Genomic DNA, 26,117 nt, shown 5'->3' with positions numbered 1-26,117 from the left:
GGGGGCGCCGCCCGGCAGGGGCGACGTACGGTTCGGGGCCGGACCCGGCCCTTCGTCGCGGTTGCCCGCTGGTCCGTGTCGGTCAGCGCTTCTTGTACGTGGCGGTGACCTCGACCTCCACTATCCAGCCGGTGACGGCCAGCGACGCGACCTCCATCGTGGCGCGTGCGGGACGGGCCTTGTTGGCGACCGTCGGGGCCTTGGGGGCGGAGGTGCCCATCGGGACCGGGACGACCTGGTTCGAGGTGAGGTCGATGTTGGCGAAGTACTGGCGGTACGCGCGGTTCCATCCCGCGTAGTCGGCGCTCGGGGCGCCGGGCGGTCTCATGAGGTAACACTTCATGGTGATGACGTCGGCCAGGGTCAGGCCCGCCGCTTCGAGGTTGGTCTTGATGTTGCGCAGGACGACGAGTGACTGTGCCTCGGTGACCGTGACACCCGTGGCGCCCTGGGTGAGGGACGGATCGGTGTACAGCTCGGGTGAGCCGGCCGGTGCGGACGGGTTGAGCGCGGTCGGGCCGAGGCCGCTGCTCTGGTAGATGGCCACCTCGGCGCCGGTCGCCACTCCGGTGGCGATGGACGGGTTGGACTGGCCCTCGGGCAGCATGACCCGGACCTCTTTGGTGCCGGGCGACCAGCTCTTGCCCCCGGCGAGTGCGGTGCCGCCGGTGAGGAGCGAGGCGGCCAGGGCCGTACCGATCACAACTTTCGTACGTCGCTTCATGCGGAAAGCACCCTCTCGTGGATGTCGGTCACGACCTTGCGGGCCGAGGTGAACGCGCCGTGCTGCCAGGCGATGGTGTGGCTGAGCCAGTCACCGGCGAAGTAGACGTGCCCGGCGGGCTGGTTGAGCAGCTTGTACTCGGCACCGGTCTGCGAGGGCCAGCTCACCCAGCCGGCCTCGATGTCGGGCGTGCGGTGCCAGGCCACGCTGAAGGAGTGATCGAGTTCGGTGCGGTACTTGTCTCCGTGGATCTTCACGCCCTGGCTCACCGCCCGCGCAAGGCGCTCGGTGTGCGGCAGAGCGCTGTACGCGAGGGCGTTGGCACCGAAGTTGTAGTAGCCGACGAGGGTGCCTCGGCGGCCCTGGTAGCCGTACGAGGGGTACCAGATGGTGGCCAGGTCCATGTCGGTCGGTGTGATGCCGCCGTAGATCTGCTCGTCCGTCTCCCACCACCGGCTGCGATATTCGAGCCCGATCTTGCCGACGGGGGTCGGGACGGCGTACTTCAGCGCCGCGGTGATGTCGGTCCCGAGGTTGTGCTTGAGGCGGGCCATGATCATCGGTGGTACGGCCGACACGACGAAGTCGGCGCGCTGGGTGCGGGTACGGCCGGCGGCGTCCTTGTAGGTGACCTCGGCACCGTCCGCCAGGTCCTTGACCTCCAGCGCCTTGGCGCCGTAGGTGATACGGCTCTGGCCGATCGCCTTGGCCAGGGCGTTCGGGATCGCGTCCATGCCGCCCACCGGCTGGAACATCATCATGGCCTGGTCGTAGCCGAGTTCGAAGGAGAAGCGCTGTCCCACGCCGCTGGCGATGACGTCCGACAGTGTCGGCACCGGGCCGAGGACGGTGCCGTCCTCGAAGGCCGCGCCCGGCTCGACGGAGTAGCCTCGCCGGTTGGTACCGGCGTAGGCGTAGCCGTCGGCCTTGCCCTTGATGGCGCCGAAGCTCTGGAGGAACGGGATCAGGCGTTCCTTGTCCTGCGCGGTGAGCCGGGTGTCCAGGGCGCCTTGGTCGGTGGCCTTGGCGAGCAGTTCGGAGACATAGCCGTAGACGTCGGCCTTCGCCGTGCGCCAGCGCATGGGTTCGTTCGCGAGGGCGGCGCTGTTCTCCTGGTAGATGTACGCGTTGGCGTTCTGGTTGGTGAAAACCTGGAGTTCGACGCCGAGTTCGCGGCAGTAGTCGAGCGTGACATGGGACTGCGGCAGCCGGGCCGGGCCCGCGTTGATGTACTGGCCCTTGGTGAAGGACGCCGTCTGTCTGCGCCCGTCGAGGTCGGTGAGCGTGGTGCCGCCGCGGACCGTCCAGTTACGGCCCCCGGGGCGGTCCTTCGCCTCCAGGATCCGGCAGTCGTAACCCGCTTTGCCCAGCTCGTACGCCGTCGCCAGCCCGGCTATGCCGCCGCCGAGCACGAGCACCGTCTTGCCGCCACCGCGCCCGGTGAGCGTGAAGTCGCTCTGCTGGGGCGCCCGGTACGCGTCCGCCCGAACTTCCGGAACCGGGGCGAGCCCGAGCGCGCCCATCGCGGAGTACATCACTCCGGCGCCACCCGCGACGCCGACGGATTTCAGGAAGTTACGGCGGGATGCCGGGGATTGCTCTGCAACCATCATTTCCTCCTCATCCGCTCCCCGGGGCATGTGCCACCCAGGGAACGGTCGTTCGATGAACCCGGTCACGTGGGGGGTACGTGTCTGAGGAGACCGGAGGTGCGCCATGAGTCTTCGTCAGGACTGTTACAGCGCTATGGCATGGGCGTAACCGGTGCGAGCGGCGCAAACCAGGAGGAAGGAGCTTGCGCCGTCCCGACATGGGCCGGCCCACCCGCCCCGGCGACGGTGGATCAGCGGCCGGTCGTGCCGTCGATGAGTTCGCGGAGGATGTCCGCGTGGCCCGCGTGCCGCGGGAGCGGTCCGGCCTCGCCGGGGAACCGGTGCGGCCTGGAACGTCGCCTGCCCGTCGGCGACATCGTCCCCGGGGAACAGTGAGCGCTCGACGAGGGTCAGATGGGTGAGCAGACCGAGCAGGTTCGTGCCCGACCGCACGGCGGCCGTCCGCACCTGCGGTTCGGGGGCGCCGACCGCCGTGGCAGGTGGTGTGGCGGACGCGATCGGCGGGCTCTGCCGTGCGCCCGTGGAGGCGCTCTGTGACGGTGTGCGCTCAGTGTGGCCAGGCGGCCCACGACGCGGCACGCAATGTTGCCGTTCCGGCAAGATGGCCTGGTGGGACGCGGGGCCGGAGACCGGCCGGGATCACAGCCGGCGCCACCGTTCCGGATCCGTTCGGCTCAGACGTTCGGGACCTCGTCACCGGCTGATCCCCTGCATTGTTGTAGGTACCGCTTTCCGCCCCCCTGGGCCACCGTCGAGCAGACATGTGCGCGCCGCGAGAAGCGGCAGGCTCGCCGTCGGTAGCCGCTGGGTGGCAGCGACGCCAGCCTGGGCGCCCGGCAGGGACAGAGGAAGGTCGGCATCGGGGGATGGCCATGGAACACACAGGGTTGCGGCTGAGACTGCTCGGGCCGGTCGAACTGCTCGGCGCGAAGGGGACCGTGCCGCTGGGCACGCCGAAGCAGCGGTGCCTGCTCGCCGCGCTGGCGCTGGCTCCCGGCAAGCCGGTGCCGATGGACACGCTGGTCACACGGCTGTGGGGCGAGTCCGCGCCGGTCAACGCCCGGAGCATCGTCTATACCTATGTGTCCCGGCTCAGGCACCCGTTGCGGCAGGCGGGCGGGGGTGCCGTGATCCAGCGCGGCGCGGACGGCTACCGGCTCGACATCCCCGCGTACACGATCGACCTGCACCAGATGCGCCGCCTCGGAGATCTGGCCAGGCGGTCCACCAGCCCGGAGACCGCCGCCCGTCTCCTCGGCGAGGCCGAAGCGCTGTGGTGGGGGCCGCCACTGACCGGGCTGCGCGGGCCGTGGGCGGACAGTGTCCGGCAGGGGCTGCGCCGCGAGCGGCGGGAGCTACGGCGGGAACGCTTCGCCATCGAGGTGCGGCGCGGACGCCACGAGGAGGTGATCCGCCCGCTGTCCGGCGCGGTCGCGGACAATCCGCTGGACGGACCGCTGGTCGGCCTGCTGATGCTGGCCCTCTACCGCTCGGGCAGCCAGGTGGACGCCCTGGAACTGCACCGCCGGACCTACGAGCGGTATCGGGATGACCTGGGCATGAACCTCGACAGCGCGCTCCAGCGGCTGCACCGACTGATCCTCACGCAGGACCAGGTGCTGGAGCGCCGCGAGTTCCTGCCACACGAGTGACGCGTCTTCGGCCCGTCTGCGAGGGAGGTGACGACGGGACAGGAGCCTGTCACGGGAACGGATGCGGATGGGGGTTGACTGCGGCCGGGGGCAGCTCGTCGGCCCGGTGGCCGAGGAGGCGCGGCACCGTCCGTAGACGCGGCAGGCCCTCGACGCGGCGGTGACGGTGGCCGAACGTCATGGGCAGCGTCCCCGGGATGAGGACCTTGACGCAGGCCAGGCCGCCGGCCTCGTGTTCCGGCGTGGTCTGGTCGACGACGATGACGTCCAGCCCCGCGTCGAGAAAGCGGCCGACGGCCTCCAGCGCGTGGTCCCGCAGGTCGTCACCGGCGAACGCCCCCGGCATGCCCATGGCGTCCAGTTCGCGTTCGTACGGGGAGTCGATGAGGAAGGCGAGCCGCTGGGCGGCGAGCGGATCGGCGTACAGCAGGGCGTGGTCGTCCATCTCCATCACCAGCTCGGGATCGTGGACCATCGTCCGGGCCCGGTCGGCGTTTCGCGGGTAGCGCTCGATGAGGTCGCCGAGGAGGGGCACGAGTTCCGCCAGGGCTCCGCGGGCGGCGCCCTCGGGGGTCGGGTGCGAGGCCGCGGCACAGACCGTCGCGGGCCGGCCGTCGTGCCCTGCGGCCGGGTTGACCGCCATCGCCCAGACACAGGGCAGCCGCTGCTCGGTGCTGATGTCGAACAGCAGCAGTCGGTAGCCGGTCTCCACTTCGGCGGCGGCCAGTTCGGCGGCCAGACGCGGGGTGGTGTCGCCCACCTGAAGGCGGGGGGCGGGCAGTTGCGCGTACCAGGTCATCAGGAAGGCGTCACGTTCGGCCACTTCCAGCACGCCGTACAGGATGGCCTCCTCCAGCGAGCCGCCCAGGGCGCAGCCGCTGGAGATCTCGTAGACGAAGGCGGGGTGGGTCCGGCCCGAAACGGAGCTGCTGTTGTAGAAGGCGCAGGAGACGGGGACCAGGATGGGTTCGGCGCGGGCGAAGGAGTGGCCCCAGACCCAGGTGTACGGCGTGTGCTCGTCGAAGGGCGGGTACGTGAAGTGCGGCTTCCGGTGCTGCTCCGGGGGGTGGAGACCGAGGTCACGGGGGTTCAGCGCACGGTCCTTGATGTCGGCGTAGGCCGCGGTGACCACGGCGTCCCCGCGCGCGCCGGGTGCTCGGGGCACGCTGCCGTACCGCTCCAGGGCCTCCAGCAGGGCGCTCCGGCGGCTCGCCGGGAAACTGGCGCTGTGGCCGTAGCCGGCCTCGTACGTGCCGCCGACGAGGCCGACCGGTGCGGCGGTGACGACCAGGCCGGCCGCGTACGAGCGTGTGACCGGTGTGCGGATGAGTCCGGCCTCGTCGTCCACGTACAGCGCTTCGAGCCGGTTCAGTTCGGCGTCGATGTCCCGGGTCCGGTAGCTGCCGGGGGCGTGGGCGGGCCGGGAGACCAGGGTGAGTGGCTCGGGAACGCCCGCGGTGGCGGGTGGCTCCCCGCACACCGCGCACAGCGGATCGGGGAGGAACGGATGGCGGCCCAGGGACAGGGTCTCCAGGTCGAGCCGCAGCAGCGCTCCCCGGGTGCGGGCGGCGGCGCCGTTGGGCAGTGCCTCGATCTCCTCCGCCACCAGTTCGGCGGCCACGTCGGCGGCCAGCGAGGTCAGCCAGGCCGAGGGCGTGTCCCGCAGCCGTTCACGGTGGGCGCGCAGCACGGCACGCCGGGCGGGGTCGTCCGGGTCGATGCGGCGGCGGCGTGACTCCGCGCAGCGGACACAGCCGGGTCGGCCCGGGATCTCCAGCGGGCCGATCACGATGCTGTCGAGTTCGGTACGGATACGCAGCCACGGGATGCCGAGGCGGGCGGCGGTGGCGCGGGCGTGCTGGGAGCGACCTGGATTCCAGCCGTCGTCGGCGGTGATGAGGCCGCGTGGGGTGGCCGGCGGCTGGTCCGGTCGGGGCGGCGGCTGATCTGGCCCGGTCGGCGGCTGATCCGACCCGGATGGCGGCTCGGCGGATACGGCCGTGGCTCGTCTCGCCAGCGCCGTGGTGATCGCCTGGGCGAGCAGGCCGGTGCCGTGCAGGAGGACCACCGGGGCGGGGGTGGGAGTGAGGGTGGGAGTGGGGTCAGGCATTGAGCAGCACCACCGTGACCAGGTAGGGAAGGACCGCCACGACCGCGGGATCGTGGTCGAGGGGGACGGCGACCGCCACCGTGCCGCGCTGCCGCAATCGGGCGGCGACGGTCCGGGGGTCGACCGGGGCGGGTGCGGCGGCGACGGTCCAGGGGTCCGCCGGGGCGGGTGCGGCTGTCGGCAGGGCTTGTGGGCGGTGCGCCGCGCCGCTCCCCCGGCGGACGGCGGGCAGCCTGGGAAGCCGTGCGGGGTCAGGGCTTGAGCGGCCCTCGGCGCGGAGTTGCCGCCGGAGCAGGACACGCAGCAGGCCGGTGCCGAGGGCCGTGCCGACATCGGGGCCCGCCGCGTGGGCGACCGTCTCGGTGCCCTCGCAGAACGCCAGCACGGTCAGCCCCATGTCGCCGTTCAGGTCGTACACCTCGGGCAGGCCGGTGCGGCGGGCGAGGTGCTCCCGGCAGGCGGCGCCCGCCGGGTCCAGATCGATCGACTCCGGGTCGATGCGGTCGAAGGGGCCCGCGTCGAAGGGGCCCGCGTCGGAGTGGGTCGTGGCGGCGGCGGTGGCCCGGTGGCAGGCGTGGACGGCGAGAGCGGTGCCGAGCGCCTCGGCCCAGTCGTAACCGGCCGCGCGGGCGGGCGCGCTGTGCACGGTGGCGGCGGGGACCAGGCGGTGGCGGTCCGGGGCGTCCAGTTCGTAGCCGCGCAGGTTTCCGGCGCTCAGGGCCGCTGCCGCGCGCCGCGGGTCGGCGTCCAGGGCATCGTCCGGGCGCAGCAAGGGGGTGCCGTCGGCGGCGAGCAGCCTGCGTGGGTCCAGGGTGTGGGCGGCGTGGTCGGCCAGCGCGGCGAGGGCGGCGGCGCACCGGGCCCGTTCGAGGCCGAAGCCCGCCCCGAGCCGTCGGTACGGTTCGGCGGCGACGGCCGGCGGCCCGGGGGCCCGGCGTGCCTGGGCCCGGCAGACGTTGAGCGGCATCTGGCCCAGGTCGGCCTCGTCGAGTGCGAGGGGTCCGAACCAGGGATCGATGAGGGGTGCGGCACGCCGCGAGAAGGCGGCGTCGTCGAGGCGCTCGCCGTGGGTGAGTTGGGCGAGACGGTTCCGGAAGGAGGCTTCCGTCTCCGGGGCGGACGGCCGGGTGAAGGGGTGCGGCAGGCAGCGGGCCGGATGTGAGGCGAGGGTGGCGCGGTCGATCCGGATCGCGTCGTGGGTGACGGTGCCGGGAGTGGCTCCGGTCAGCGCGCGGAAGGCGCTGTGGACCAGCTTCGACGCCAGCAGGGTGGCGGTCGCCGTGTCGCCGGGGGCATCGGGGCGCTGCCCGGCGCTCGGGGTGACGGGCTCGACCAAGGGAACCGGGGCGGTGGGCGGGGGCGTCGCCGCCAGACGGCGCCGGAGGTCGCGCCAGCCCGGTGCGTCGGTGTCAGCCGGGCTCGGGGGCAGTAGCCAGGCGTGGGTGTCGTCGAGAACGAGCAGTGCCAGTGGGGTGCCGGCCGCCCGGCAGGCGAACTCCAGTTGGCCGGCGCGGGCCGGGTCGTCGGCGAGGGCCAGGACGGCACCGGCGGCGCCGGCGAGCGCGGTGAGGTCGGTGGCGATGGGCGGGCCGTCGTACGGATGCAGCCGCTGGGCCGGGTCGCGGCGCCAGCTGTGCCAGCCGTGCCAGTCGGGGCCGGTGAGTTCCGGTGGCGGGCCGTCACCGGTCAGCGCCACGGCGGTCACGTCGCGCAGCCCGGAGCGCAGCGCCGCGCGCACGAGGGCCGGCAGCAGTTCGGCGGGGGCGACGGCGTGGACTGCGGTGTTCCGGTAGGCGGTGAATGCTCCGTGCGGGAGGCCACCGGCGTGCGTGAGGAATTGCGTCTCCGGGCCGTATTCCGGGCCGCACTCCGGACCACAGTCCGGGCCGTACTCCCGTCCGGAGTAAGGCCCGGCGCCGGGTCCTTGGACCGTATCGTCGTCCGCTCCGGCGCCCCGGCCCGGTAGCTCGGTGACCGCGCCGTGGTCCCGGAGGGCGGCGATGATCCGTGTCACCGCCTGGCGCCGGTCCGGTGGGACGGCGGCGGTGAGATCGGCCTCGGTGCGGGTGCCGTCCAGGTGCGGCAGCAGACGTGCCGTCCACGCGGCGGACGCGCCACTGAGGCTCAGCAGCCCGCGGTGGGTGAGCAACGACAGCCCGTCGTCGGTGGCCACGTGATAGGCGTCGTCGCGCAGTCGCAGTCCATAGCGCCGGGTCACGCGGGCACCGCCGGGTTCCGGGCGGGTCGGCCCAGGGCGAACTCACCGACACTGCCCTCGGCCAGGGGGTCGCGGCCTGTGATCCGTTCGAACTGCGCGGTGTCGCCGACGCCCAGGGCACAGGCGGCCAGGCCCATGGCGACGGCCACGCTGTGCATCGTCTGGTAGAGGGCGCCGAGGTTCTTGAGGATCAGCGCGTAGCACAGGTTCTCGTAGCGCCACATGACCCGTCCGAAGCGGGCGGCGATGACGAACAGCACCTGCGGTTCGCTCGTGGATCCGGCCATCGCCCAGGCCGCGCCGCGGATCAGGCGGCGGACCGCCGGTGTGTAGGGGCTGACCAGCACCAGGCGGTGGTCCACGGGGTCGTAGTGGTACATCCCCGGATCAGCTCCGCGCAGGTGCCGGACGACCGGGTACAGCTCCAGGTCGCCGCCGCCGCTGCCGCCCGTGATGGAGGGGCGCCGCACCCTCTCCACGTCGCCCGAGGTCTCCGTCGCCACGGTCCGCGCGGACCGGTAGAGGAACTCCCCGAGCGTGCGCAGGTCGAGGGGGTTGGCGTCGTCGTGCTCGCGGATCGCTCGCCGATGCTCGATCACCCAGGTCAGGGTGCGGTCTTCGGTGAGGAGTTCTCGCAGGTCGGGGCGGAACAGCTCGACGCCTGGGCCCGGGTACGGTTCGGGGCGGGCCGGAACCGGGGCGAAGCGGGCGCGGCCCCACTCGCTCCGGCCCATCTTCTGGCCCGGTCGGACGAGCCATCGGGTGCTGGTGTGGAACCACAGATCGTGGGCGGACCACTGCGCCCCGGCGAGTTCGGCGTCCTCCTCCGGCCCGGCGAGCAGCCCGGCGTGACGGAGGTCGTGCCGAAGGCGTTCCGCCGCCTCCCGCTCCGCCGCGTCGTCCGGTTCGCGGAGTCGGCCGTCCGGATCGGCCAGGTGGCGCAGCATGGCCGGGTCCTTGATGTCGATGCGGGCTCGCCCCTGGGGTGACTCCGCGACCAGTTCCGCGCCGCGCCGCTGGATGACGGTGAACCGGGACAGCTTTGCCGGTCCCTCCGGGGGTGTGGGCGGCGGGGAGCCGGTGATCCGCGTCGGCACCACCGCGTACAGCTCGCGGTCACCGCGGCAGACGGTGACCACCAGCCAGCCGCGGTTCCGGAGCCGGTCCAGCAGCTCGTGGCGGGCCGCCGCTGAGGCATCGGCGGACTCGATGGCTTCGGCGGCATCGGTGGCATCGGCGGCATCCGTGGTATCCGTGGTATCCGTGGTATCCGTGGTATCGGCGGCATCCGTGGCGTCGGCGGCTTCGGCGGGGAGGTCGTCCGTGGTGCCCTCGGTGGACGGCACCTGCTCTGCCGCCAGTCGGCGGAGCAGCGCGTACTGGGCCGGGGTGATGCGGCCGAGCGGTTCGTGGTCCAGCCCGCACACCAGGTGGAGGTGGCCGTCGCCGTCCTTGACGCTGGTCACGCCCGGCCGCAGCCGCAGGACCTCCCGGAGCGGTTCGGCGACGACTCCGGCGCTAAGGGCGGCAGTCATACGACCCCCTCGGCCATGGTCTCCGGCAGCCGCTCCCGCGCCTGACGTCCGCGTGCGATGTCGAAGGCGGAGATTCCGTAGGCGTCCTCGATCGCGTTGGCCGCCAGGTGGCAGAGCAGGAAGCGGTCGGCCGGGCCGACCCCGAGCCGGGTCGTCTGGAGGTAGAGGTAGTTGAGGGCGAGCCGCCACGCGGACAGCCACGGCGAGTCCATGATGCGCTGCCAGTCCGGGTTCGCCCACACCACCCGGTGGTAGGGGCTGACATCGACGAGCCTCAGCCCGTCGGTGGCGTTCTGTCCGTCCTCCGCCGGGGTGGGCATGGTCATCTGTCCTGCCCGGATCAGCCCCAGGCCGTGGATCTGGGAGGTGCCGAGGAGGGTGACCCACGGCGCGACGAAGGGGATCTCGGGCACACCGGGCATGGGCTGGTCAAGACAACGCGTCACCAGATGGACCCGTTGGCTGAGGGCCTGGGCGTGCCGGGTGTGGTACCGGTCCCAGGCCGCGCGCCGGCCCTGGCCCTCCGGCCACCGGCACAGGAACGCCTCGGCGTGGGAGCGGAAGGAGCTGAGCCCGGTGATGACACCGCCGCCACTCATCCGGTGGGCGGTGGCGATCATCAGGTCGAAGGCGATCGCCAGCCGCCGGGTGCCCCCGTTCAGGACCCGCTCGGTCATGTCGAACAGCAGGGGCGTGGTGGCGCTCAGGAACTCGGCGCGGTGCTCCGCGGCGGCCACCGTCCGTACGGCCGTCAGCCGGTCGTCGTAGGGGGCGATGAGCAGCGTGTTGTCGGGCTGCCACGGTACGAGCGGGCCCTCCTCGCGCTCCAGTTCGGCGAGGCGCCGGTGGGTGTCGGCGGACGACGACGCGTCGATTCCGCCGGCGGAGGGGTGGGCGGCCAGGAAGCTGCCGAGGGTCTGCTCGGCGGCGGTCAGCACGGTTTCGCGGAAGGCGCGCTGGGTGGCCCGCACGTTCAGCCGCAGATGGGGGCCGCGCAGCCAGTGGCGGACGACATAGGCGGCGGCCACGCCGTCGACGCCCGCGATCCGCTCGGTGAAGGGGCGGACACCCTCGACGATCAGCCGGTCGAGATTCGCCTCGTGATAGTGCACGTGAATGCTGTGCCATTGCATGGTCAGTTACTCCGATCCGACGAGACCGACGAGGCCGACAGGCCGACGACCCCCGTCATCGCTGTGGCGCTCAGATGCTGTTCGAGGCGGGTGTCCACGCCGAGGCGGTTGCACGCCAGGTGGGCGCAGGCGTGGATGATGCCCAGGGCGTCGGGATCGCCGGACAGTTCGGCGGCGAGGAGGCGGGTCTCCCGAGCCCAGGCCAGCAGGGTGCCGGTCCCGTCGAGATGCGGGGCGCGCTCGGCCAGGGTCCGCATCTGAGCGGTGGTGCGGGTGAGTTCCCGGTTCGCCGGGGGCAGCCCGTCCGTACGGCGGATCGGCCCGCCGCCCCGCTGCCCGGTGCGCTGCCCTGCCCGCCGGACCGACCTGGCCAGCCGCCGTGGGTTCGGTTCCTGGCTGAACCAGGCGAGCTGGTAGAACGCCAGCGCGGCCCGCAGCCGGACGGCCATCGGAACGGCGTCGCTGATGACGGGCAGGACGATCCGGCTGGACCGGTCGAAGTGCTGTTCCACGACATGGATCGGCGTGTGGCGTGCGTACCGGTCCAGCTCCGGCCGGTAGGGGAGGTAGGCCAGCGAGTTGTTCGGCCGGAGCGCCGGGAAGGCCGGTGCGGTCCCCTCGTCACGGGCGAGGTCGGCGGCGAGCGACGCGTAGTCGGCGTCGCTCATGACATCGGGCGCCGGATGGACGGCGAAGAAGCGTTCGGCCGCCGCGTCCAGGCGGCCGGACACCTCGGGATGCCACTTCGGCTCGCACCTGATACGCAGCCGGAGGTGCGGGCCGCCGTCCCAGTAGCGCAGGAAGAAGTACTCGTACCCGAAGTCCGCCATGTCCAGCTCATGGATCAGCGGGGCGACGAGGTGGGTGAGAGGGAGGTCGAGACTGCCCTGGTAGAAGATGTGCGCGCTGAGCCACGCCGGGTCAGCCATGGCTCGACCCGCTCAGGAGGGGACCGGTCGGCTCCCCGCCCACGACGGGATCGGTCGGGTCCCCGCTCACCACGGAATCGGATACTTCGCCGTCCGGCACCGCGAGTTCCAGCAGATACTCGGTGACATGGGTGAAGCCGAGCGCGGCGCCGTCCAGGGGGTCCGGGAGCGCCTCCTCGAAGACGATCGTGTGCGGCTCGCGGCGGGTCATGGCCTCCAGGGCATCGACCAGATACACGTTGCTGAAATCGACGTAGAGCGGCTTCATGGTGCGCTTTCCGGCGAGTTCGTCGAGCGTGTTCCGCCGCCGCTTCCACTCCCAGGCAGGGATCGGCCTGGCGAAGCACCGCGCGGGCACGCCCAGCTGGTCGCGCCACTCGGCGAGCCGAAGGAGGAAACCGGCGTCGGACTCGCCGCGAGCGCGGCGCGGTACCTCCGAGTGGGCCATGGCCCACTGCTCGCGGCTCAGCACCACCCGGCCCGTCTGGAGCCGTGGCCAGTGTTCGACCGGGTTTCGGCGGAGGTAGAGCCGGCCGTTCCAGGGCAGGTCGGGGGGACGTTCACCGAACGCGGTGAGCAGCAGCCGGGCGGCCGGCGGGAGCATCGTCTCGGCCATCATGCCCAGGTGTACGGGTGTGATGTCGACGCCGAGGCGTGCGGAGGTCAGGCACAACCGCTGCGAGTCAGGGTCGTGGCGTACCGTCAGGTCACCCAGCGGCAGGCTCCGCGCGGGAGGCGGCGGCGCGGGCTGGAACGGGTAGTCGATCTCGTGGGCCACACTGGGCAGCCGGTCGTTGAGCGAGAGGCCCTGGCTGGTGGCGAGCGCCACAGGTACCGGCGGGGCACCGGCCGCCAGGGGCACGCCGTCGGTCCAGGTGCGGGGCGCGCTGTCCGGGCCGCTTCTCAGATACGTGACGCGGCTTCGGCCACGGCCGAAGCCGGTGTCGAGACGGTTCAGCACCAGGGTGGTGTCCTCCGCTCCGGGCCGGGAGACCCGCTGCGCGTAGACGCCGAGGGAGCGCAGTGGGTCCAGCCATCGGGGGGTGGCGGCGGCGAAGGCGGCCAGTTCACCCGGGTCGATCCGCACGACGCCGTCGGGGCCGACCGGCCGGTTCAGACAGGCGTGCGCCGATCGCCACAGTGCCACGGCCTCGGCGGCGGCGCCGAGGCCGCCGGACAAGCCGTCGCGCGTGCTGTCGGGCGGGCCGTCCGGGACCGCGGGCAGCGCCTGCCACAGCGTCCGCAGTTCGGCCCCGCCCGGGGTCCCTGCCTCGATCTCCGCCATCAGTTCCTGGTGGACGACGAGGAACGGCACCGCGTCGCCTTCCGCGAAGCGACGGCACCACCAGGCGTGCAGGGACCGGCGGAAGCCCCACTCGGGCACCAGCGCCGCCAGCCAGCGGCCGACGGTCCGCAGCTCGGCCAGGGCGGACTGCCAGGCGCGCGGGTCGTGCCGTGCCAAGGGGAAGTCCGTGACGGCGGTGTCGGCGACCACCACCCGGCGGGCGCCGGCCGCCGTCTGCCAACGGCCACTGTCCCCGCCTTCGGCCTCGGCCATGCCGACGGCGAGGCGGGCCGTCTCCGTGGCCAGCCGGGCCTGTTGCCGCCGGTGCCCGGCGACGTCGTCGAGGGCCGCTGGGCTGCGCAGCTCACTCGCGAGGACATCGAGTCGCGCCAGCACGTCGCGGCCGATCTCGGGCACGCCGCTCAGCCAGCGGGCCAGCGCCTCGGGAGAGGTCGGCCTGATACCGTCCGGTGGCACCGTCTCCAGCAGCCCGATGTCCCGCAACCGGTCCACGAACCTCCCGGCCTCGGCGTCGCTCGCCGATCCGGCGGCCACCGCCAGGCGTTCGCACAGCTCACGCAGGCTCATCAAGGGGTGCTCGCGGAGCAGTTGCAGGCATGTGGTGACGGCGGGCGCGGTCTCGATGGTCACCACCTGCTCGGTGGGCGGCGGGCCGAGGAAACGCAGCCGCTGCCCCACCGTCGTCAGGCTGGGATTGACGCGCACCGCCATGCTGTCGGCGACACCGGGGATACGCACCACGGCGTCGAACCAGGGGCGTACGACGGCCTCGTACAGCTCGGACACACCCCGCGCCGGGTGCCCCTGGGGACCGGCCGGCAGGCGCGGTGACTCACTGGCGGCTCCGGCCGCCCACTCCCCGGCTCCCGCGGCCCATTCCCCTGGGCCCGCCACCATGAAGCCGCTGTAGGGGCTCGTCTTGGCGGCTGCCCTGGTGGCATAGCGGGTCAGCCGGGACAGCGTCTTGCGGCGGGGGCGGCGGGTCGGGTCGGCGAGCCATCGGTCCAGGGCGTCGCTGAGCACCGGGTCGGAGTGGTACAGGCCGCGCCGGAACCATGGATCGCTCAGTAGGGCGCGGTATCGGTCACCGGCCGTAGTCAGTTCGGTGGCGAGTGTCCCGGGGAGCGCGTCGCGTTCGCCTTGCCAGGTGTCGCGCTGTTCGGCCCAGGCGTACACCCGCCCGGCGAGTTCGCCGGGTACCAGTGCGGCCAGGGCGGGGTCCCAGGCGCGGCGGGCCGGTCGGCGCAGCCCGTGCAGGGCTCGGCGCAGCGCGACCAGCCAGGACTTCGCGGGCGATCCCGGGGGCAGGGCGCCGATGACAGCGTGGAGTTCCGCGCCGAGCGCGGTCGCCTCGGCCGTCAGCCGTCTGTGCAGCTCGACCACCCGCCGCAGGTGTTCGGCTGTGTCGTCGAAGGCGAGTTCCGCGAGAGTGGCGGCGGGCAGGCCGGCCATCCGGACGACCATCGGGGGCATGGCCGGATCGCTGGTCCGATTCAGTTCGGTCACAATGCGTGCTTCCTCGGGCGGGCCGCCGACCGGCGCCGTCGGGATGGGACGACGGCACCGGCCGGCACGCGGCGATCCGGACGGGTGTTACTCCAGGTCGTCGGTGTCGTCCGTGTACGGAAGCGGGTCGGCACAGTTGCCGCAGCAGCAGGAGGAGTTCCAGCTGCACGGCATCGATCCGGTCGACGCGGCGTGCTCCTGCATGCCGTGACCGGTGGTCAGGGTCTCGATCTCCAGCCCGGTGCCGCTGAGATCGAAGACGTCCATGGGCAGATCCTGGACGTCGAGGTCGAGTCGATCACTCATCGTGGTCCCCTTGTCGATTGCTTCGCATGACTGCCTGGGTCATGCGACCAATCTCGCGGCCGGACCTTTCCGGCGACCTTGAGGAAACCTTGATGAGTGTCGGGCGGCGGGCACTTCTGTCCGTGCGGTGGCTCCCGCTTCGTCCAGGACGACAGCAGCCGTTGAAGTCCGGCTACTGCCGCCTGTGCTGCCGGTGCGAGGCTCACCGGAACATCCGCCCCGCCACCTTGCCGAGGGGCGGTCAACGCCCTCTCGGGTCAGGTCACCGGACCCTGGGCGGCGTCCCTCGCCCTATCCGCACGGCCTGTCCGACCTGCTCGGTGGCACGCTGGTTGTCGATGTCGGTGAGATAGGGGGCGGCGAAGCCGTGGTAGTCCGCTTTACGCGCGGCGGGGAGATTCTTCCAGCCGGTGATGCGGTCCCGGCAGCCCGGCGCACCGCACTGGCAGTGGGCCGCGAAGTGTTCGACCGAGTAGTTCCGCATCGCGTAGTCGAACGTGATCTCCTGACCTGCGGGGATGGACTGGCGGGCGACGAAGTTGTGAGCGCCGCCAGTGCGTGACACCTCCCGACGCTACGGTGCTCCTGAGTCCCAGCCCATCGCCGAAGACCGAATCGAGCCCGCATCCGCCGTTCATCGACCCGTTCCCCACGTGTCCGCCGGAGCCGGTGGTGGCGGAGGGTCAGGTCGCGAAGTAGTGGCCGTCGGCAAGGTCCGTGAGCAGGTCCGGGTGGCTGGGGTGCCAGTCCAGCAGCGTGCGGGTGCGGGTGCTCGACGCGGGGGCGTCCATCCCGGCGAGCACGCCGAGCCAGCCGAAGTGGTCGTGCGCCCTTTCGCCCGTTACGGAGATGGCGGGCAGCCCCAGCCCTTGGCTGATCGCCTCCGCGAGGACCCGGAAGGGCACGCCTTCCTCGTCGACGCCGTGCAGGCGGGCACCCGCGGGGGCGTTCTCCAGGGCCAGGCGGAACAGTCGTGCCGCGTCGAGCCGGTGGACGGCGGGCCAGCGGTTGGCGCCGTCGTCGATGTACCCGGCGACGCCCTTGTCGATGGCGGTGGCGATGAGAACCGGGACGAGTCCGTGGTCGCCCCGGCCGTGCACCGAGGGCGGCAGGCGTACGACGCAGGCGCGCACCCCGCGCTCGGCGAGTGCCAGGGCGCCTTGTTCGGAGGGGGCCCTGAGGGCGCCCGGCACGGTGGGGTCGGCGATGTCGTCCTCCGTGACGGTCCGGCCCAGTGCCGGGCCCGCGCTGCCGGAGGCGGCCACGAGGGGCCGGTCCGATCCCGCGAGCGCGTCGCCCATGGCCTCGACGGCACGCCGGTCGATCTGGACGGAGGTGGTGTAGGTGGCGAAGTCGTGGATGAAGGCGGTGTGGATCACGCCGTCCGCCGCGTCCGCCGCGCGCCGCAGCCCGTCGAGGTCCTCCAGCGTGCCCGGGTACGGTTCGGCGCCGGCGGCGGCCACCGCCGCGGCGGCCCGCTGCGAGCGGGCGAGCGCGACGACCGTGTGCCCCGCGGCCAGCAGTTCGGGGAGGACTGCGCTGCCGATGAATCCGGTCGCGCCGGTGAGGAAGACACGCACGGATGTTTCTCCCTGGGGGTTGGGTGACTTGCGCGGGTCGGGGATCTGCGGTGGCCCACGACCCCCGGCACGGGGCGTTTGCCCACGTCCGAGGGCCGAAGCCCGTTCAGCATTAGGCCATACGGCGACGGGCCGCACCCTGGCCCGCAGGCGATTCCACCCGATCGGGTACGGCGCTCCGAGCCGACGACCTGCCCGGCCTTCACGGCCTTCGAGGAACCGCGCGCACGCCGCCTGCGGTCGTCCTCGGTGACCGCGTTGCGGGCGATCAGGAGAAGGTGGTCGGTCTGCGGGGCGGTGGGACGGCCCGGAGCAGCTCCCACAAGGGGCGTGAGCCGGAGGCCCATACGGCGAGGGTGTGGCGGTCGACGACATGCAGGCGCTGCTGCTTCGCGAAGTCCACGGCGGGCGCGGTGACGCGGCCGTTGGTCACGATGACGGCGATGTCGGCGCCGTGGACCTGGCGGGCGGTGCCGTTGAGGATCTGGAGGTCCGGGGTACCGACCGCGGAGCCGGCGAGACCGTTGCGCCGGTGTTTGCACTGGATCACCCAACGGCGTCCGTAGGGGTCGGTGGCCTTCACGTCGGCGCCCAGGTCCCCGCCGCCCCCGACCCGGACCGCGTCCGGGCAGCCGTCACGGCGCATCAGGTCCCGTACCGCGTCCTCGAACCGGGTGTGGTGCAGGGCGTCGAGCTGGTCCAGCCCGTAGCGCAGGCCCCGGGCCCGGACCGCCGCCCATCGCGCCCGTTGCTGCCTCTGGTGGAGCCACACACCGGCCGCCACCGCCACGAGCGCGCCGGTGGCGGCCATGACCCACCAGTGGGCCAGCAGCCAGTCGACGACGGCCACCGCCAGGGCGACGGCGACGGCCGCAGCCATGAGGAGGCCGGTCAGCCGGTCGTCCGTGCGCTGCCGCCGCCTGCCGGGCCTGCGGGTGCGCCGCCGCGCCGACGGGCGCCTGGTCGTGGCCGTCCGGACCGTCCGGCTCCGGCGCGGTGCGCGGGGGCTCATCGGCCGGCCTGCGTGACGCCGCCCGCGAGCTGCCCGAGGAAGCTCAGGATTCCCTGGCCCGCCGGGGTGGGTGCGATCAGGACTCCCAGTGCCAGGACGATGACCACGGTCAGTTTCTCGTCGGAGCGGCTACGGGACTGTGTACGCCGCCGCAGCCTCAGGACCACGATGACCGCGAGCAGCACCGCCACGTTGATGGACAGCAACCGTCCAGACCTCCCCCGTCGACCGGCCGTCACCACACGGAGACACCAGCACTCCGTCCCCGACTCCTTGTTGTAGCGGGGCCCCGGTGACGTAGGAGGCGGGTTTGACGGCGAATGGCACAAACCCGTCGGACCTGGCCGGATACCGAACGGCGGGGTGTACCCGGGGCGACGGCCGGCCACGTGTCCCCGTTCGAGTGAAGAACATCCTGCCGGAACACCACGACACAGTGATCACGCCTGTGTGGGTCTGCTCGGCGTCCCGGTCGGTGGCGTCGCGTGGGGTACGTCCAGTCACCGCCGCTCGCCCGTGTTCCCTCCGAGTCCCGAGATGAGCTGCACGATCACCGACTTGATCGCCTCGGGTGACTCCCGGCCCGTCGCCAGGTGCTGTGACGCCTCGTCCAGGGCGCCGACGAGGACGACGGCCAGGGGGCGGGTCGCCTGCGGAGGGATGCGGCCCGCGGCCATCGCGCCGGCGAGCCGGTCCTCCATCAGCCCGATGGTGTGGCGGGATTCGATCTCCCGCCACCGCTCCCAGCCGAGTACGGCGGGGGCGTCGAGGAGCGCGATGCGCTGGACGCCGGGCTCGGCGGAGGCTTCCAGCCAGGCGAGGCAGCCCACGATGAGGCTTTCGATCGGGTCGGCCAGTCCCGCCTCGGCGACGGCGGAGCCGATGCTCCGCACCAGATCCCGCTCGACGTCCTCAAGGACCGCTTCGAAGAGCGCGCGCTTGTCGGCGAACTGGTGGTACATCGCGCCCCGGCTGACCCCGGCCGCCTTTACGATCGCCACCGTGCTGACATCGGCATAGCCGATCTCGCCGAACAATGTGCGGCCCGCTTCCAGGAGGGCTTTGCGGGTTGCCGCGGAACGCGCGGCTTGGGTTCGGCGGTCGTCGCTCATCGATCCCGAGTTCACTAGGGCGGGTAGGCGCAGGCCAGTATAGGCCAGCGCTTTCGTCGCCCACCCGGACAATCGCCTACCCGGACATCGGAGTCGCGTACAAAGCCTCGATGGCCTTCGCGTGGTTGGCGAGGACGGGCGCGCGTCTCACCTTGAAGCTCACTGTCAGCTCACCCGCTTCGACCGTGAGATCCCTCGGGAGAACCGCGAATCGTTTGATCTGCTCGACCCGGCCCACCTGTGCGTTCACCCTGTCGACCTCGTGCTGCACAATTGCGGTTATTCTCGGTGATTTCATTGCTTCACCGGGTGTCATGCCGTTCGCGGCGGCGAAGGATGTCAGTTTCTCCTGATCCAGGGTGATCAGGGCCACCAGATAGGGCCGAAGGTCGCCGACGAGAACGGCCTGCGATATCCAGGCGCTTTCCTTGAGCGCGTTTTCCGCCCGCGCCGGCGCGATGTTCTTCCCGCCGGCCGTGATGATGATGTCCTTCTGCCGGCCGGTGATGAAGACGTACCCGTCCTCGTCGATCGAGGCCAGGTCACCGGTGCGGAACCAGCCGTCGGCGTCGAGGACCTGCTCGGTGGACCGTTCGTCCACGTGGTAGCCCTGGAACACATTCCCGCCGCGGAGCAGCAGTTCACCGTCGTCGGCGATCCTGGCCTCGACCCCGGGCAGCGGCTTCCCCACCGAGCGGAACCGGAATTCCCGGAGCGAGTTGACCGTCGACACGGTGGCGGTCTCGGTCAGACCGTACGCCTCCAGCACCGGCACGCCACAGGCGTGGAAGAACTCCAGTATGTCCTGCGCGATGGGCGCGGCTCCCGAGGTGCACAGCCGGATCTCGCCGCCGAACAGGCCCCGGACTTTCGTGTAGAGCGCCTCTTCGAACTCCTCGAACGCATCCCGCAGTTCCTCGGGAATCGCCTCCCCCGCCGCGGTCAGTTCCCGCACCCGCGCCCCTGTCTCGACGGCCTTCCGCAGCCGTGCGGGGTCCTCCACCAGAGCCGTCGCCCGTGCGTAGACCTTCTCGAAAATCCTCGGGACGGAAGGGAAATAGGTGGGCCGCACTTCCATGAGGTTGGGGATGATTTTGTCGGGATCCTTCTCCCAGAAGGCGATCGAGGCTCCCAGATCGAGCGACAGGAACTGGACCACGGCGGCGAAAGCATGGGCCAGCGGAAGAAACAGATAGACCCGGTCCCCGGGCACGATCGTGCCGGTCGCCGCGATCATGTCGACCACTTCGCGGTAGTTGCCGTGGGTGAGAACACAGCCCTTGGGTACGCCGGTCGTCCCTGACGTATACATGATGAGGCAGGGTTGCTCCGGCCCGATCGCGGCGATACCGGCCTCGAAAGCCGCCGGATCCGCCTCCCTCCCCCGGCGGCGGACCTCCTCCAGCGGCACGGCCCCGGGGGCCTGCGGCACCGGGTCGAAAGTGATGACCTCCCGCAGCAGCGGCAGCCGCGCCCGCACCGCCGCGACCTTCTCCCACTGCTCCGCGTCCTCGACGAAGACGAACTCGGCGCCGGAGTGCCCCAGCACGTACTGGCACTCCTCGGCCGAGTTGGTCTGGTACACCGACACCGAGACCCCACCGGCGGCGAGGATCCCGAAGTGGGCGTACGTCCACTCCGGCCTGGAGTTGGCCAGGATCGCCACTTTGGCCCCCGGCCGCAGCCCCAGGGCGAGGAGACCCCGCCCGACCTCGGACACGGCCTCCCACAGCTCCGCGTAGCTCACGGGTCTCCAGACCCCGCCCTCCTTGAACTGGAGCGCGAAGCTCGGGCCGTACCGCCGCGCGGCGCACGGGACCAGGTCCGCCATCGTGCGCGATCCCGTCCCCACCGCCGCACGCGCCTGTGCGGGACTGCTGCCGGTCATGGGTGCCACCTCTCGGATACCGAAGGAGTTCGCCGTTGAAGATACATACCGCCTGCCTGTTTGTCAGTGCTCCCGACGCCCCAGCCCGCCCCCCACTCACGCGAAAGCGACGAAGGGCTTGACGCTCGAATGAATGCTAAGTTTACATACAGGCTGACTGTTTTTAGCCATCGGGAGGCATGGCATGACCACCGAAACCCGCAGGTTCTTCGACCGCTACCACGCCCAGTGGGAGGCCCGGGACCCCGACCGGATCGCCGCCCTGCACACCGAGGACTCGCTCTTCCATCTGCACCTGGACCAGCCTCCGGCACGCGGTCGCGCGGCGATCCGCGCGGCGGCGGCGGACACCTTCGCGCTCATTCCGGACCTCACGTTCACGCTGATCTCGCTGCGCACCGGGGCCGATTTCTGGGTCACCCAGTTCAAGCTCACGGGGACGGCGGTGGCCACGGGCGCCCTGATGGACGTCGACCTCGCGGACTTCGTCCTCGTCCAGGACGGGGCGGTGCAGGAGAAGCACTCCTACGTCGACGGACTCGCGATGCTCGCGGCGCTGCCCGTCCCAGCGGCGGCGCCGGTCGACGGGCCCGTGTCGTGACCCCCGCCGCGGCGGTCGACGGCGCGCGGGACGACTCCGCGGCGCCCACCCCACCCACACCGGCACCCACACCGCCACTCGCCCCGCGGCTGGTGGCCGCACTGGTCGCCCTGGTGGCGCCCGGCGGCGACGAGCGGACGGTCGTACGCTCCCCGCTCACCGGCGAGGAACTGGCCCGTGTGCCGCGGACGACCACAGCGGGTGTCGAGGAGGCGTTCGCCCGGGCGCGCGCGGCTCAGCGTCGGTGGTCCCGTCTCCCCGCGCGCGCCCGCTTTCGCGTGCTGCTCCGTTTCCATGACCTGGTCGTGGCCCGGCAGAGCACGATCATGGAGGTCGTGGTGGCGGAGACGGGCAAGGCCCGTCGTCACGCGTTCGACGAAATGCTGCACCTGGGCCTCACCGCGCGCTACTACGCGCGAACGGGCGCGCGGCATGTGCGCAGCCATGGCGCCAAAGGTGCCATGCCGGGTCTCACTCGCGTGCGGGTGCATCACATCCCGAAGGGCGTCATCGGGATCATCTCGCCGTGGAACTACCCCTTCACCCTGGCCTCGTGCGACGGTCTGGCGGCCGTCATGGCGGGGAACGCGGTGGTCCTGAAGCCCGATGAACGCACCATGCTCTCGGCACTGATCGGGAAACAACTGCTGGTCGAGGCGGGTATGCCCGAGGATCTCTGGCAGATCGTGGCCGGTCCCGGCCCGTCCGTGGGCCGTGATGTCATCGCCCACGCCGACTATGTGTGCTTCACCGGCTCGGTGGCGACGGGGCGGGTGGTGGCCCGGCAGTGCGCGGAGCGGCTCATCGGCTGCTCACTGGAGCTGGGCGGCAAGAACGCGTTCGTGGTGCTGCGCGACGCCGACATCGACAAGGCGGCCGAGGGCGCGGTCCGTGCGGCCTTCCCCAACGCCGGCCAGCTGTGTGTCTCCAGCGAGCGCTTCTATGTCGACCGGGCCGTCCACGACGCTTTCGTGGACCGTTTCGTCGCCCGGACGAGGGCGATGGTGTTCACCGCGGACGCGTCCTGGGAGAACGCCATGGGCTCGCTCATCTCCCGGGAGCAGTTGGAGAAGGTGACCGCGCATGTGGAGGACGCGGTCATGAAGGGCGCGACCGTGCTCGCGGGCGGCTCCGCGCGCCCCGAGCACGGCCCGTGCTTCTTCGAGCCGACGATCCTGGCCGATGTCACCCCCGGCATGGACTGCCACCTCCAGGAGACATTCGGTCCGGTGGCCGCCGTCTACCCGTTCGAGGACGAGAGCGCGGTCCTCGACCAGGTCAACGCGGGCCATATGGGTCTCAACGCGTCGGTCTTCGGCGGACGCCGGGCGCGTGACTTCGCACGGGGCTGTGTGGCGGGCACGGTCAACATCAACGAGGGTTACGCCGCCTCCTTCGCCAGCATCGACTCCCCCATGGGCGGCATGCGCCAGTCCGGCCTGGGCCGCCGCCAGGGCCGCGAGGGAATCCTGCGCTTCACCGAACCGCAGTCGGTGGCCCGCCAGCACCTGACACGCTTCGGCCCCACGGACGGCATGAGCATGGAGACGTACGCCAGGCTCATGACGCTCTCGCTGAGGCTGATGCGTCGCCTGCCACGGGCCTGAGCCGAGGGCCCATGTCCGGCACCTGCCCGACCCATGTCCCAGCGAACCTGTGCGGTCACGCGGCAACGGACGGTGATCCATTCCGTACTAGACGGTGATCCATTCCGTGGAGGTGGTCACTTCGGCGAGTACGTCCGGTAGGGGTTCCACGCCGGTGCCGGGTCCGGTGGGTACCGCGAGGTGGCCGTTGTCGAGTGCGAAGGGGGTGGTGATGTCCGTGGCGTAGTAGCGGCTGGAGGCGGACGTGTCGCCGGGGAGGGTGAAGCCCGGGAGGGCCGCGAGGGCGACGTTGGCGGCGCGGCCGATTCCGGTTTCGATCATTCCGCCGCACCACACGGCGATTCCGTGGGCCCGGCACAGGTCGTGGATGCGGCGGGCTTCGAGATAGCCGCCGACGCGGCCGGGTTTGATGTTGACGACGGAGCAGGCGCCCAGGGAGATGGCCGCGGCGGCGTGCGCGGCGGATTCGATCGACTCGTCCAGGCATACGGGGGTGGCGAGGCGTCGGGCGAGGTGGGCGTGCTGGACGAGGTCGTCGTCGGCGAGGGGTTGCTCGATGAGGAGGAGTCCGAAGGAGTCGAGCTGTTCGAGGTGGCGTGCGTCGGCGAGGGTGTAGGCCGCGTTGGCGTCGGCCTGGAGGAGCAGGTCGTCGCCGAAGCGTTCCCGTACGGCGGCGACCGGTGTGATGTCCCAGCCGGGTGCGATCTTCAGTTTGATCCGGAGGTAGCCCTCGTCGACGAAGCCCTCCACCGCGTCGAGCAGTTCGGGGATGGAGTCCATGATGCCGACGGAGACTCCGCTGGGCACCCGGTCGCGGACGGCGCCGAGATAGGAGGCGAAGGATTCGCCGCCCGCGCGTAGTTGGGCGTCCAGCAGGGCGCTTTCGAGGGCGGCTTTTGCCATCCGGTGCCCTTTGAAGGGTTCGAGTGCGGTGGCGACGGTGCCGGCGGTGATGTGGTCGGGGAGGGCCGGGATCAGGAAGCGGCGGAGGACTTCGGCCGCGCCGTCCAGGTACTCGCAGTTGTAGCGGGGTTCGGACATGGCGACACATTCGCCCCAGCCTTCGCCGTCGGGGGTCTCCACCCGCAGCAGCAGGATGTCGCGGGCGTACTCGACGCCGAAGGAGGTGCGGAAGGGGGCCTTGAGGGGCATGGCGATACGGCGGAGTTCAATTCCCTTGACCTTCATCGGTTCGGTGACTCCAGGGTGTGGCCCGGTCGGGCGGATGTTCCGGGGGTGAGGGGACGACGGTCGGTGAGGGGGCGGCGGTCGAGGACATACCCGGAGCGGCCGTGGAACCCGGTGACGCGGGCGCCCGCGGCCAGCAGCCCGCCGAGTGCGTCACGTACGGCGAGGCGCCAGGCGGTGGCGGCGGCCGGATCGGTGCGGCGCAGGCCCTCGATGTCGGGCGGCAGGTCGATCCGTACGAACCGGGCTCCGGCCGTCGGCCGGGAGGGCAGCGGCAGGGGGTGGCCGTCGTCCGCCATGGTGAGCACCGGCAGCGCCGGGAGGGTACTCTCGGCGTGGTGTTCCGGTGTCGCCGGGGTGTCGAGTTGCCAGTGGACGACTGCTCGGTCGGAGTCGTCGGTGCCATTGCGGGAGTCGGGCAGGGGGCCGTAGAAGTCCTGGTGGTAGGAGGCCAGGGTGGCGCCGAGTTTGACCAGGTTGAAGTAGGCGTTCCGGCGGACCAGGGGGTCGAAGGTCCAGGAGATGCGGGTCAGTCCGTGGCCGAGTGCCCAGGTGCGCTGGTGCAGTTTGAGCGCGAGGCCGATTCCGCGTCCGCCGCGCACGCCGGTGATGTGGGAGTGCAGTGCCTGACCCGGCGGGGCCGCCAGAAACGCGACGGACGCGCCGACCAGCCGGGAGCCCTGGTAGGCGCCGGCCACATAGTTCCCGGAGTGGGCCAGCGCGAGGATCAGTTCGACGCTGAGCGGGCTCAGGTCCTGCTCGAAGTGCCAGATGTCCTGGAAGAGTCGATGGAGGTCCCGGCACTCTTCGAGGCCGTGGAGTTCGCGGACGACAAGCCCGTCACCGCTCCTGTCCCCCGTCCCGGCCCCGGCCTCATCGCATGTCCCGGCACAGGCACCGACCTCACCACACGTCCCGCCCCCGGCTCCGTTCAGCGCTGTGGCGTTCTCTTTCATGTTCATGTGCGTACTGCCTTGATCAGTTCGGCGAGGAGGGCGGCTCGTTGTGGCATGTGGGATACGACGATGTGTTCGTCATCGGCGTGGGCGCCGCCGCCGACGGCTCCGAGGCCGTCCAGGGTCGGGCAGCCCACCCCGGCGGTGAGGTTGCCGTCGGAGACTCCGCCGACCGCCACGCCCCGCAGCGGTTCCATGCCGAGGCGGGCCGCCGCCTGCTGCGCGAGCGCGAACAGGGCCGCGGACGATGTGGCCTCCAGCGGTGGCCGCTCGGGGCCGCCGAGGATGTCGAGCCGGGTGCCCGGGGTACGGGTGGGCAGGGCGCGGATCAGTTCATCGACCCGTTGCTGGGCCTCGGTGCTCGGCACCCGTACGTCCACGCGGACGGTGGCCCGGGCCGGCACGGTGTTCTCCGTGGTGCCCGCCGACACGAGGGTGGGGGTGACGGTGGTGGCGCGCGGGCCGTGGGCTTCGGAGGGGTTCATCAGTGGGCCGAGCGCGTTGACGGCGAGGATCTGATGAGCCGCCTCGACGGCGGCGTTGGCCCCCTTCTCGGGTTCGAGGCCCGCGTGCGCGGCCTTGCCGCTGACGACGATCTCGTACCGGGAAGCCCCCTTGCGCGCGGTCTTGAGCGCGCCGCCGTCGGCCGAGGCTTCCAGCACGAACGCGGCGGCGCAGCCGCGCGCGGACTCCTCGATCAGCGTGCTGGAAGTGGCCGAACCCAGTTCCTCGTCCCCGGTGATCAGCACGCAGACACCGTCGGGAGCGGGCAGCGACGCCACGGCGTGGAACAGTTGCACCAGTCCGGCCTTCATGTCGAAGACTCCCGGTCCCCGCGCGATCCCGTCCGTGACCGACCAGGGGTGGGTGGCGAGCGAGCCGATCGGCCACACCGTGTCGTGGTGCCCCACCAGCAGCACCCTGGGTGTGCCGAACGTCCAGCGCAGATGGGTGACTCCGTCGACGACCAGAGTCTTCGGCGCGGCCCCGAGGAGCCGGGAACCCACCTCCGCCACGACCACCGCGCTGCGGGCGACCGCCTCCAGGTCGGCTGAGTACGACTCGCACCGGACGAGTTGTTCGAGATCGGCCAGCATCAGGGCCACTCGCCCGCTGTTTTCCATGGTCGGGGTCGTCCGCG

Annotated in this window: 21 protein-coding genes and 1 pseudogene; 3 read left to right on the top strand and 19 right to left on the bottom strand. The window is 71.7% G+C overall.

The genetic code is table 11. The features are described from left to right. Positions 1–82: 82 nt before the first annotated feature. From ACFRFC_RS28000 to ACFRFC_RS27990, 3 genes and pseudogenes are all read right to left on the bottom strand, one after another. Positions 83–724, bottom strand: coding sequence for a Rid family hydrolase (locus tag ACFRFC_RS28000; RefSeq protein ID WP_382693202.1), 642 nt, complete (start codon positions 722–724; stop codon positions 83–85). Continuing rightward, the gene (locus ACFRFC_RS27995; RefSeq protein WP_383112660.1) at positions 721–2,337 is read right to left on the bottom strand and encodes a flavin monoamine oxidase family protein; all 1,617 of its coding nucleotides are present in this window, start codon (positions 2,335–2,337) and stop codon (positions 721–723) included. The genes ACFRFC_RS28000 and ACFRFC_RS27995 overlap by 4 nt, the downstream gene beginning before the upstream one ends. A 230-nt stretch (positions 2,338–2,567) precedes the next feature. After that, positions 2,568–2,916 (bottom strand): annotated as a pseudogene (locus ACFRFC_RS27990) (hypothetical protein). A 293-nt stretch (positions 2,917–3,209) separates the two neighbouring features. Here ACFRFC_RS27990 and ACFRFC_RS27985 point away from each other — a divergent pair. Then, positions 3,210–3,989 carry a BTAD domain-containing putative transcriptional regulator gene (locus tag ACFRFC_RS27985; RefSeq protein ID WP_382693198.1) on the top strand — a complete coding sequence of 260 codons (780 nt, stop codon included), beginning with the start codon at positions 3,210–3,212 and terminating at the stop codon, positions 3,987–3,989. 49 nt (positions 3,990–4,038) lie between these two features. Here the strand turns inward: ACFRFC_RS27985 and ACFRFC_RS27980 are convergent, their stop codons facing one another. The 13 genes from ACFRFC_RS27980 to ACFRFC_RS27920 form a co-directional block, all read right to left on the bottom strand. Continuing rightward, complete coding sequence (locus tag ACFRFC_RS27980) at positions 4,039–6,099, bottom strand: TOMM precursor leader peptide-binding protein (RefSeq protein ID WP_382693196.1); 2,061 nt, start codon at positions 6,097–6,099, stop codon at positions 4,039–4,041. Further along, positions 6,092–8,317, bottom strand: coding sequence for a hypothetical protein (locus tag ACFRFC_RS27975; RefSeq protein ID WP_382693194.1), 2,226 nt, complete (start codon positions 8,315–8,317; stop codon positions 6,092–6,094). The genes ACFRFC_RS27980 and ACFRFC_RS27975 overlap by 8 nt, the downstream gene beginning before the upstream one ends. Further along, on the bottom strand, positions 8,314–9,852 hold the full coding sequence (locus tag ACFRFC_RS27970; RefSeq protein ID WP_382693191.1) for a SagB family peptide dehydrogenase: 1,539 nt from the start codon (positions 9,850–9,852) through the stop codon (positions 8,314–8,316). Before ACFRFC_RS27970 ends, ACFRFC_RS27975 begins: the two co-directional genes overlap by 4 nt. Further along, positions 9,849–10,985, bottom strand: a complete 1,137-nt coding sequence (locus ACFRFC_RS27965) for a thiopeptide maturation pyridine synthase (RefSeq protein ID WP_382693190.1) — start codon at positions 10,983–10,985, stop codon at positions 9,849–9,851. Before ACFRFC_RS27965 ends, ACFRFC_RS27970 begins: the two co-directional genes overlap by 4 nt. A 2-nt stretch (positions 10,986–10,987) precedes the next feature. Continuing rightward, a complete protein-coding gene (locus ACFRFC_RS27960) occupies positions 10,988–11,914 on the bottom strand; it encodes a lantibiotic dehydratase C-terminal domain-containing protein (RefSeq protein ID WP_382693188.1) in 927 nt (308 codons plus the stop codon). Next, complete coding sequence (locus tag ACFRFC_RS27955) at positions 11,907–14,726, bottom strand: lantibiotic dehydratase (RefSeq protein WP_382693187.1); 2,820 nt, start codon at positions 14,724–14,726, stop codon at positions 11,907–11,909. Before ACFRFC_RS27955 ends, ACFRFC_RS27960 begins: the two co-directional genes overlap by 8 nt. Positions 14,727–14,813: 87 nt before the next feature. After that, positions 14,814–15,032: a thiomuracin/GE37468 family thiazolyl RiPP peptide gene (locus tag ACFRFC_RS27950; RefSeq protein ID WP_382693185.1), complete on the bottom strand. Its 219-nt coding sequence runs from the start codon at positions 15,030–15,032 to the stop codon at positions 14,814–14,816. A 262-nt stretch (positions 15,033–15,294) separates the two neighbouring features. Next, positions 15,295–15,597 carry a hypothetical protein gene (locus ACFRFC_RS27945; RefSeq protein ID WP_382693182.1) on the bottom strand — a complete coding sequence of 101 codons (303 nt, stop codon included), beginning with the start codon at positions 15,595–15,597 and terminating at the stop codon, positions 15,295–15,297. 118 nt (positions 15,598–15,715) lie between these two features. Continuing rightward, positions 15,716–16,612, bottom strand: coding sequence for an SDR family oxidoreductase (locus ACFRFC_RS27940; protein WP_382693180.1), 897 nt, complete (start codon positions 16,610–16,612; stop codon positions 15,716–15,718). Between the two features lie 268 nt (positions 16,613–16,880). Then, positions 16,881–17,624 carry a restriction endonuclease gene (locus ACFRFC_RS27935; RefSeq protein ID WP_382693178.1) on the bottom strand — a complete coding sequence of 248 codons (744 nt, stop codon included), beginning with the start codon at positions 17,622–17,624 and terminating at the stop codon, positions 16,881–16,883. Next, the gene (locus ACFRFC_RS27930) at positions 17,621–17,830 is read right to left on the bottom strand and encodes a hypothetical protein (protein ID WP_382693176.1); all 210 of its coding nucleotides are present in this window, start codon (positions 17,828–17,830) and stop codon (positions 17,621–17,623) included. Before ACFRFC_RS27930 ends, ACFRFC_RS27935 begins: the two co-directional genes overlap by 4 nt. Positions 17,831–18,124: 294 nt before the next feature. Beyond that, complete coding sequence (locus ACFRFC_RS27925) at positions 18,125–18,736, bottom strand: TetR/AcrR family transcriptional regulator (RefSeq protein WP_382693174.1); 612 nt, start codon at positions 18,734–18,736, stop codon at positions 18,125–18,127. Between the two features lie 76 nt (positions 18,737–18,812). Continuing rightward, positions 18,813–20,624, bottom strand: coding sequence for an AMP-dependent synthetase/ligase (locus ACFRFC_RS27920; RefSeq protein WP_382693172.1), 1,812 nt, complete (start codon positions 20,622–20,624; stop codon positions 18,813–18,815). A gap of 184 nt (positions 20,625–20,808) precedes the next feature. Between ACFRFC_RS27920 and ACFRFC_RS27915 the strand changes: the two genes are divergently transcribed. Both ACFRFC_RS27915 and ACFRFC_RS27910 read left to right on the top strand, forming a co-directional pair. Then, positions 20,809–21,225: a nuclear transport factor 2 family protein gene (locus ACFRFC_RS27915; protein WP_382693169.1), complete on the top strand. Its 417-nt coding sequence runs from the start codon at positions 20,809–20,811 to the stop codon at positions 21,223–21,225. Further along, positions 21,222–22,832, top strand: a complete 1,611-nt coding sequence (locus ACFRFC_RS27910; RefSeq protein ID WP_382693167.1) for a succinic semialdehyde dehydrogenase — start codon at positions 21,222–21,224, stop codon at positions 22,830–22,832. Before ACFRFC_RS27915 ends, ACFRFC_RS27910 begins: the two co-directional genes overlap by 4 nt. A gap of 87 nt (positions 22,833–22,919) precedes the next feature. Here the strand turns inward: ACFRFC_RS27910 and menC are convergent, their stop codons facing one another. Genes menC through ACFRFC_RS27895 form a run of 3 tightly spaced genes read right to left on the bottom strand, consistent with a single transcriptional unit; the run spans position 22,920 to position 26,073 of the window. Then, positions 22,920–24,020 (bottom strand): o-succinylbenzoate synthase, encoded by a 1,101-nt coding sequence (gene menC, locus ACFRFC_RS27905; RefSeq protein WP_382693165.1) that lies wholly within the window; start codon positions 24,018–24,020, stop codon positions 22,920–22,922. Further along, complete coding sequence (locus tag ACFRFC_RS27900) at positions 24,017–24,976, bottom strand: GNAT family N-acetyltransferase (RefSeq protein ID WP_382693162.1); 960 nt, start codon at positions 24,974–24,976, stop codon at positions 24,017–24,019. The genes menC and ACFRFC_RS27900 overlap by 4 nt, the downstream gene beginning before the upstream one ends. A 2-nt stretch (positions 24,977–24,978) precedes the next feature. Further along, a complete protein-coding gene (locus ACFRFC_RS27895) occupies positions 24,979–26,073 on the bottom strand; it encodes a M20/M25/M40 family metallo-hydrolase (RefSeq protein ID WP_382693221.1) in 1,095 nt (364 codons plus the stop codon). Between the last annotated feature and the right edge of the window lie 44 nt (positions 26,074–26,117).

It is taken from the genome of Streptomyces sp. NPDC056734 (assembly GCF_042790455.1).
In the GTDB taxonomy this organism is placed as follows: domain Bacteria; phylum Actinomycetota; class Actinomycetes; order Streptomycetales; family Streptomycetaceae; genus Streptomyces.
This window is presented reverse-complemented; position numbering and strand designations above follow the sequence as displayed.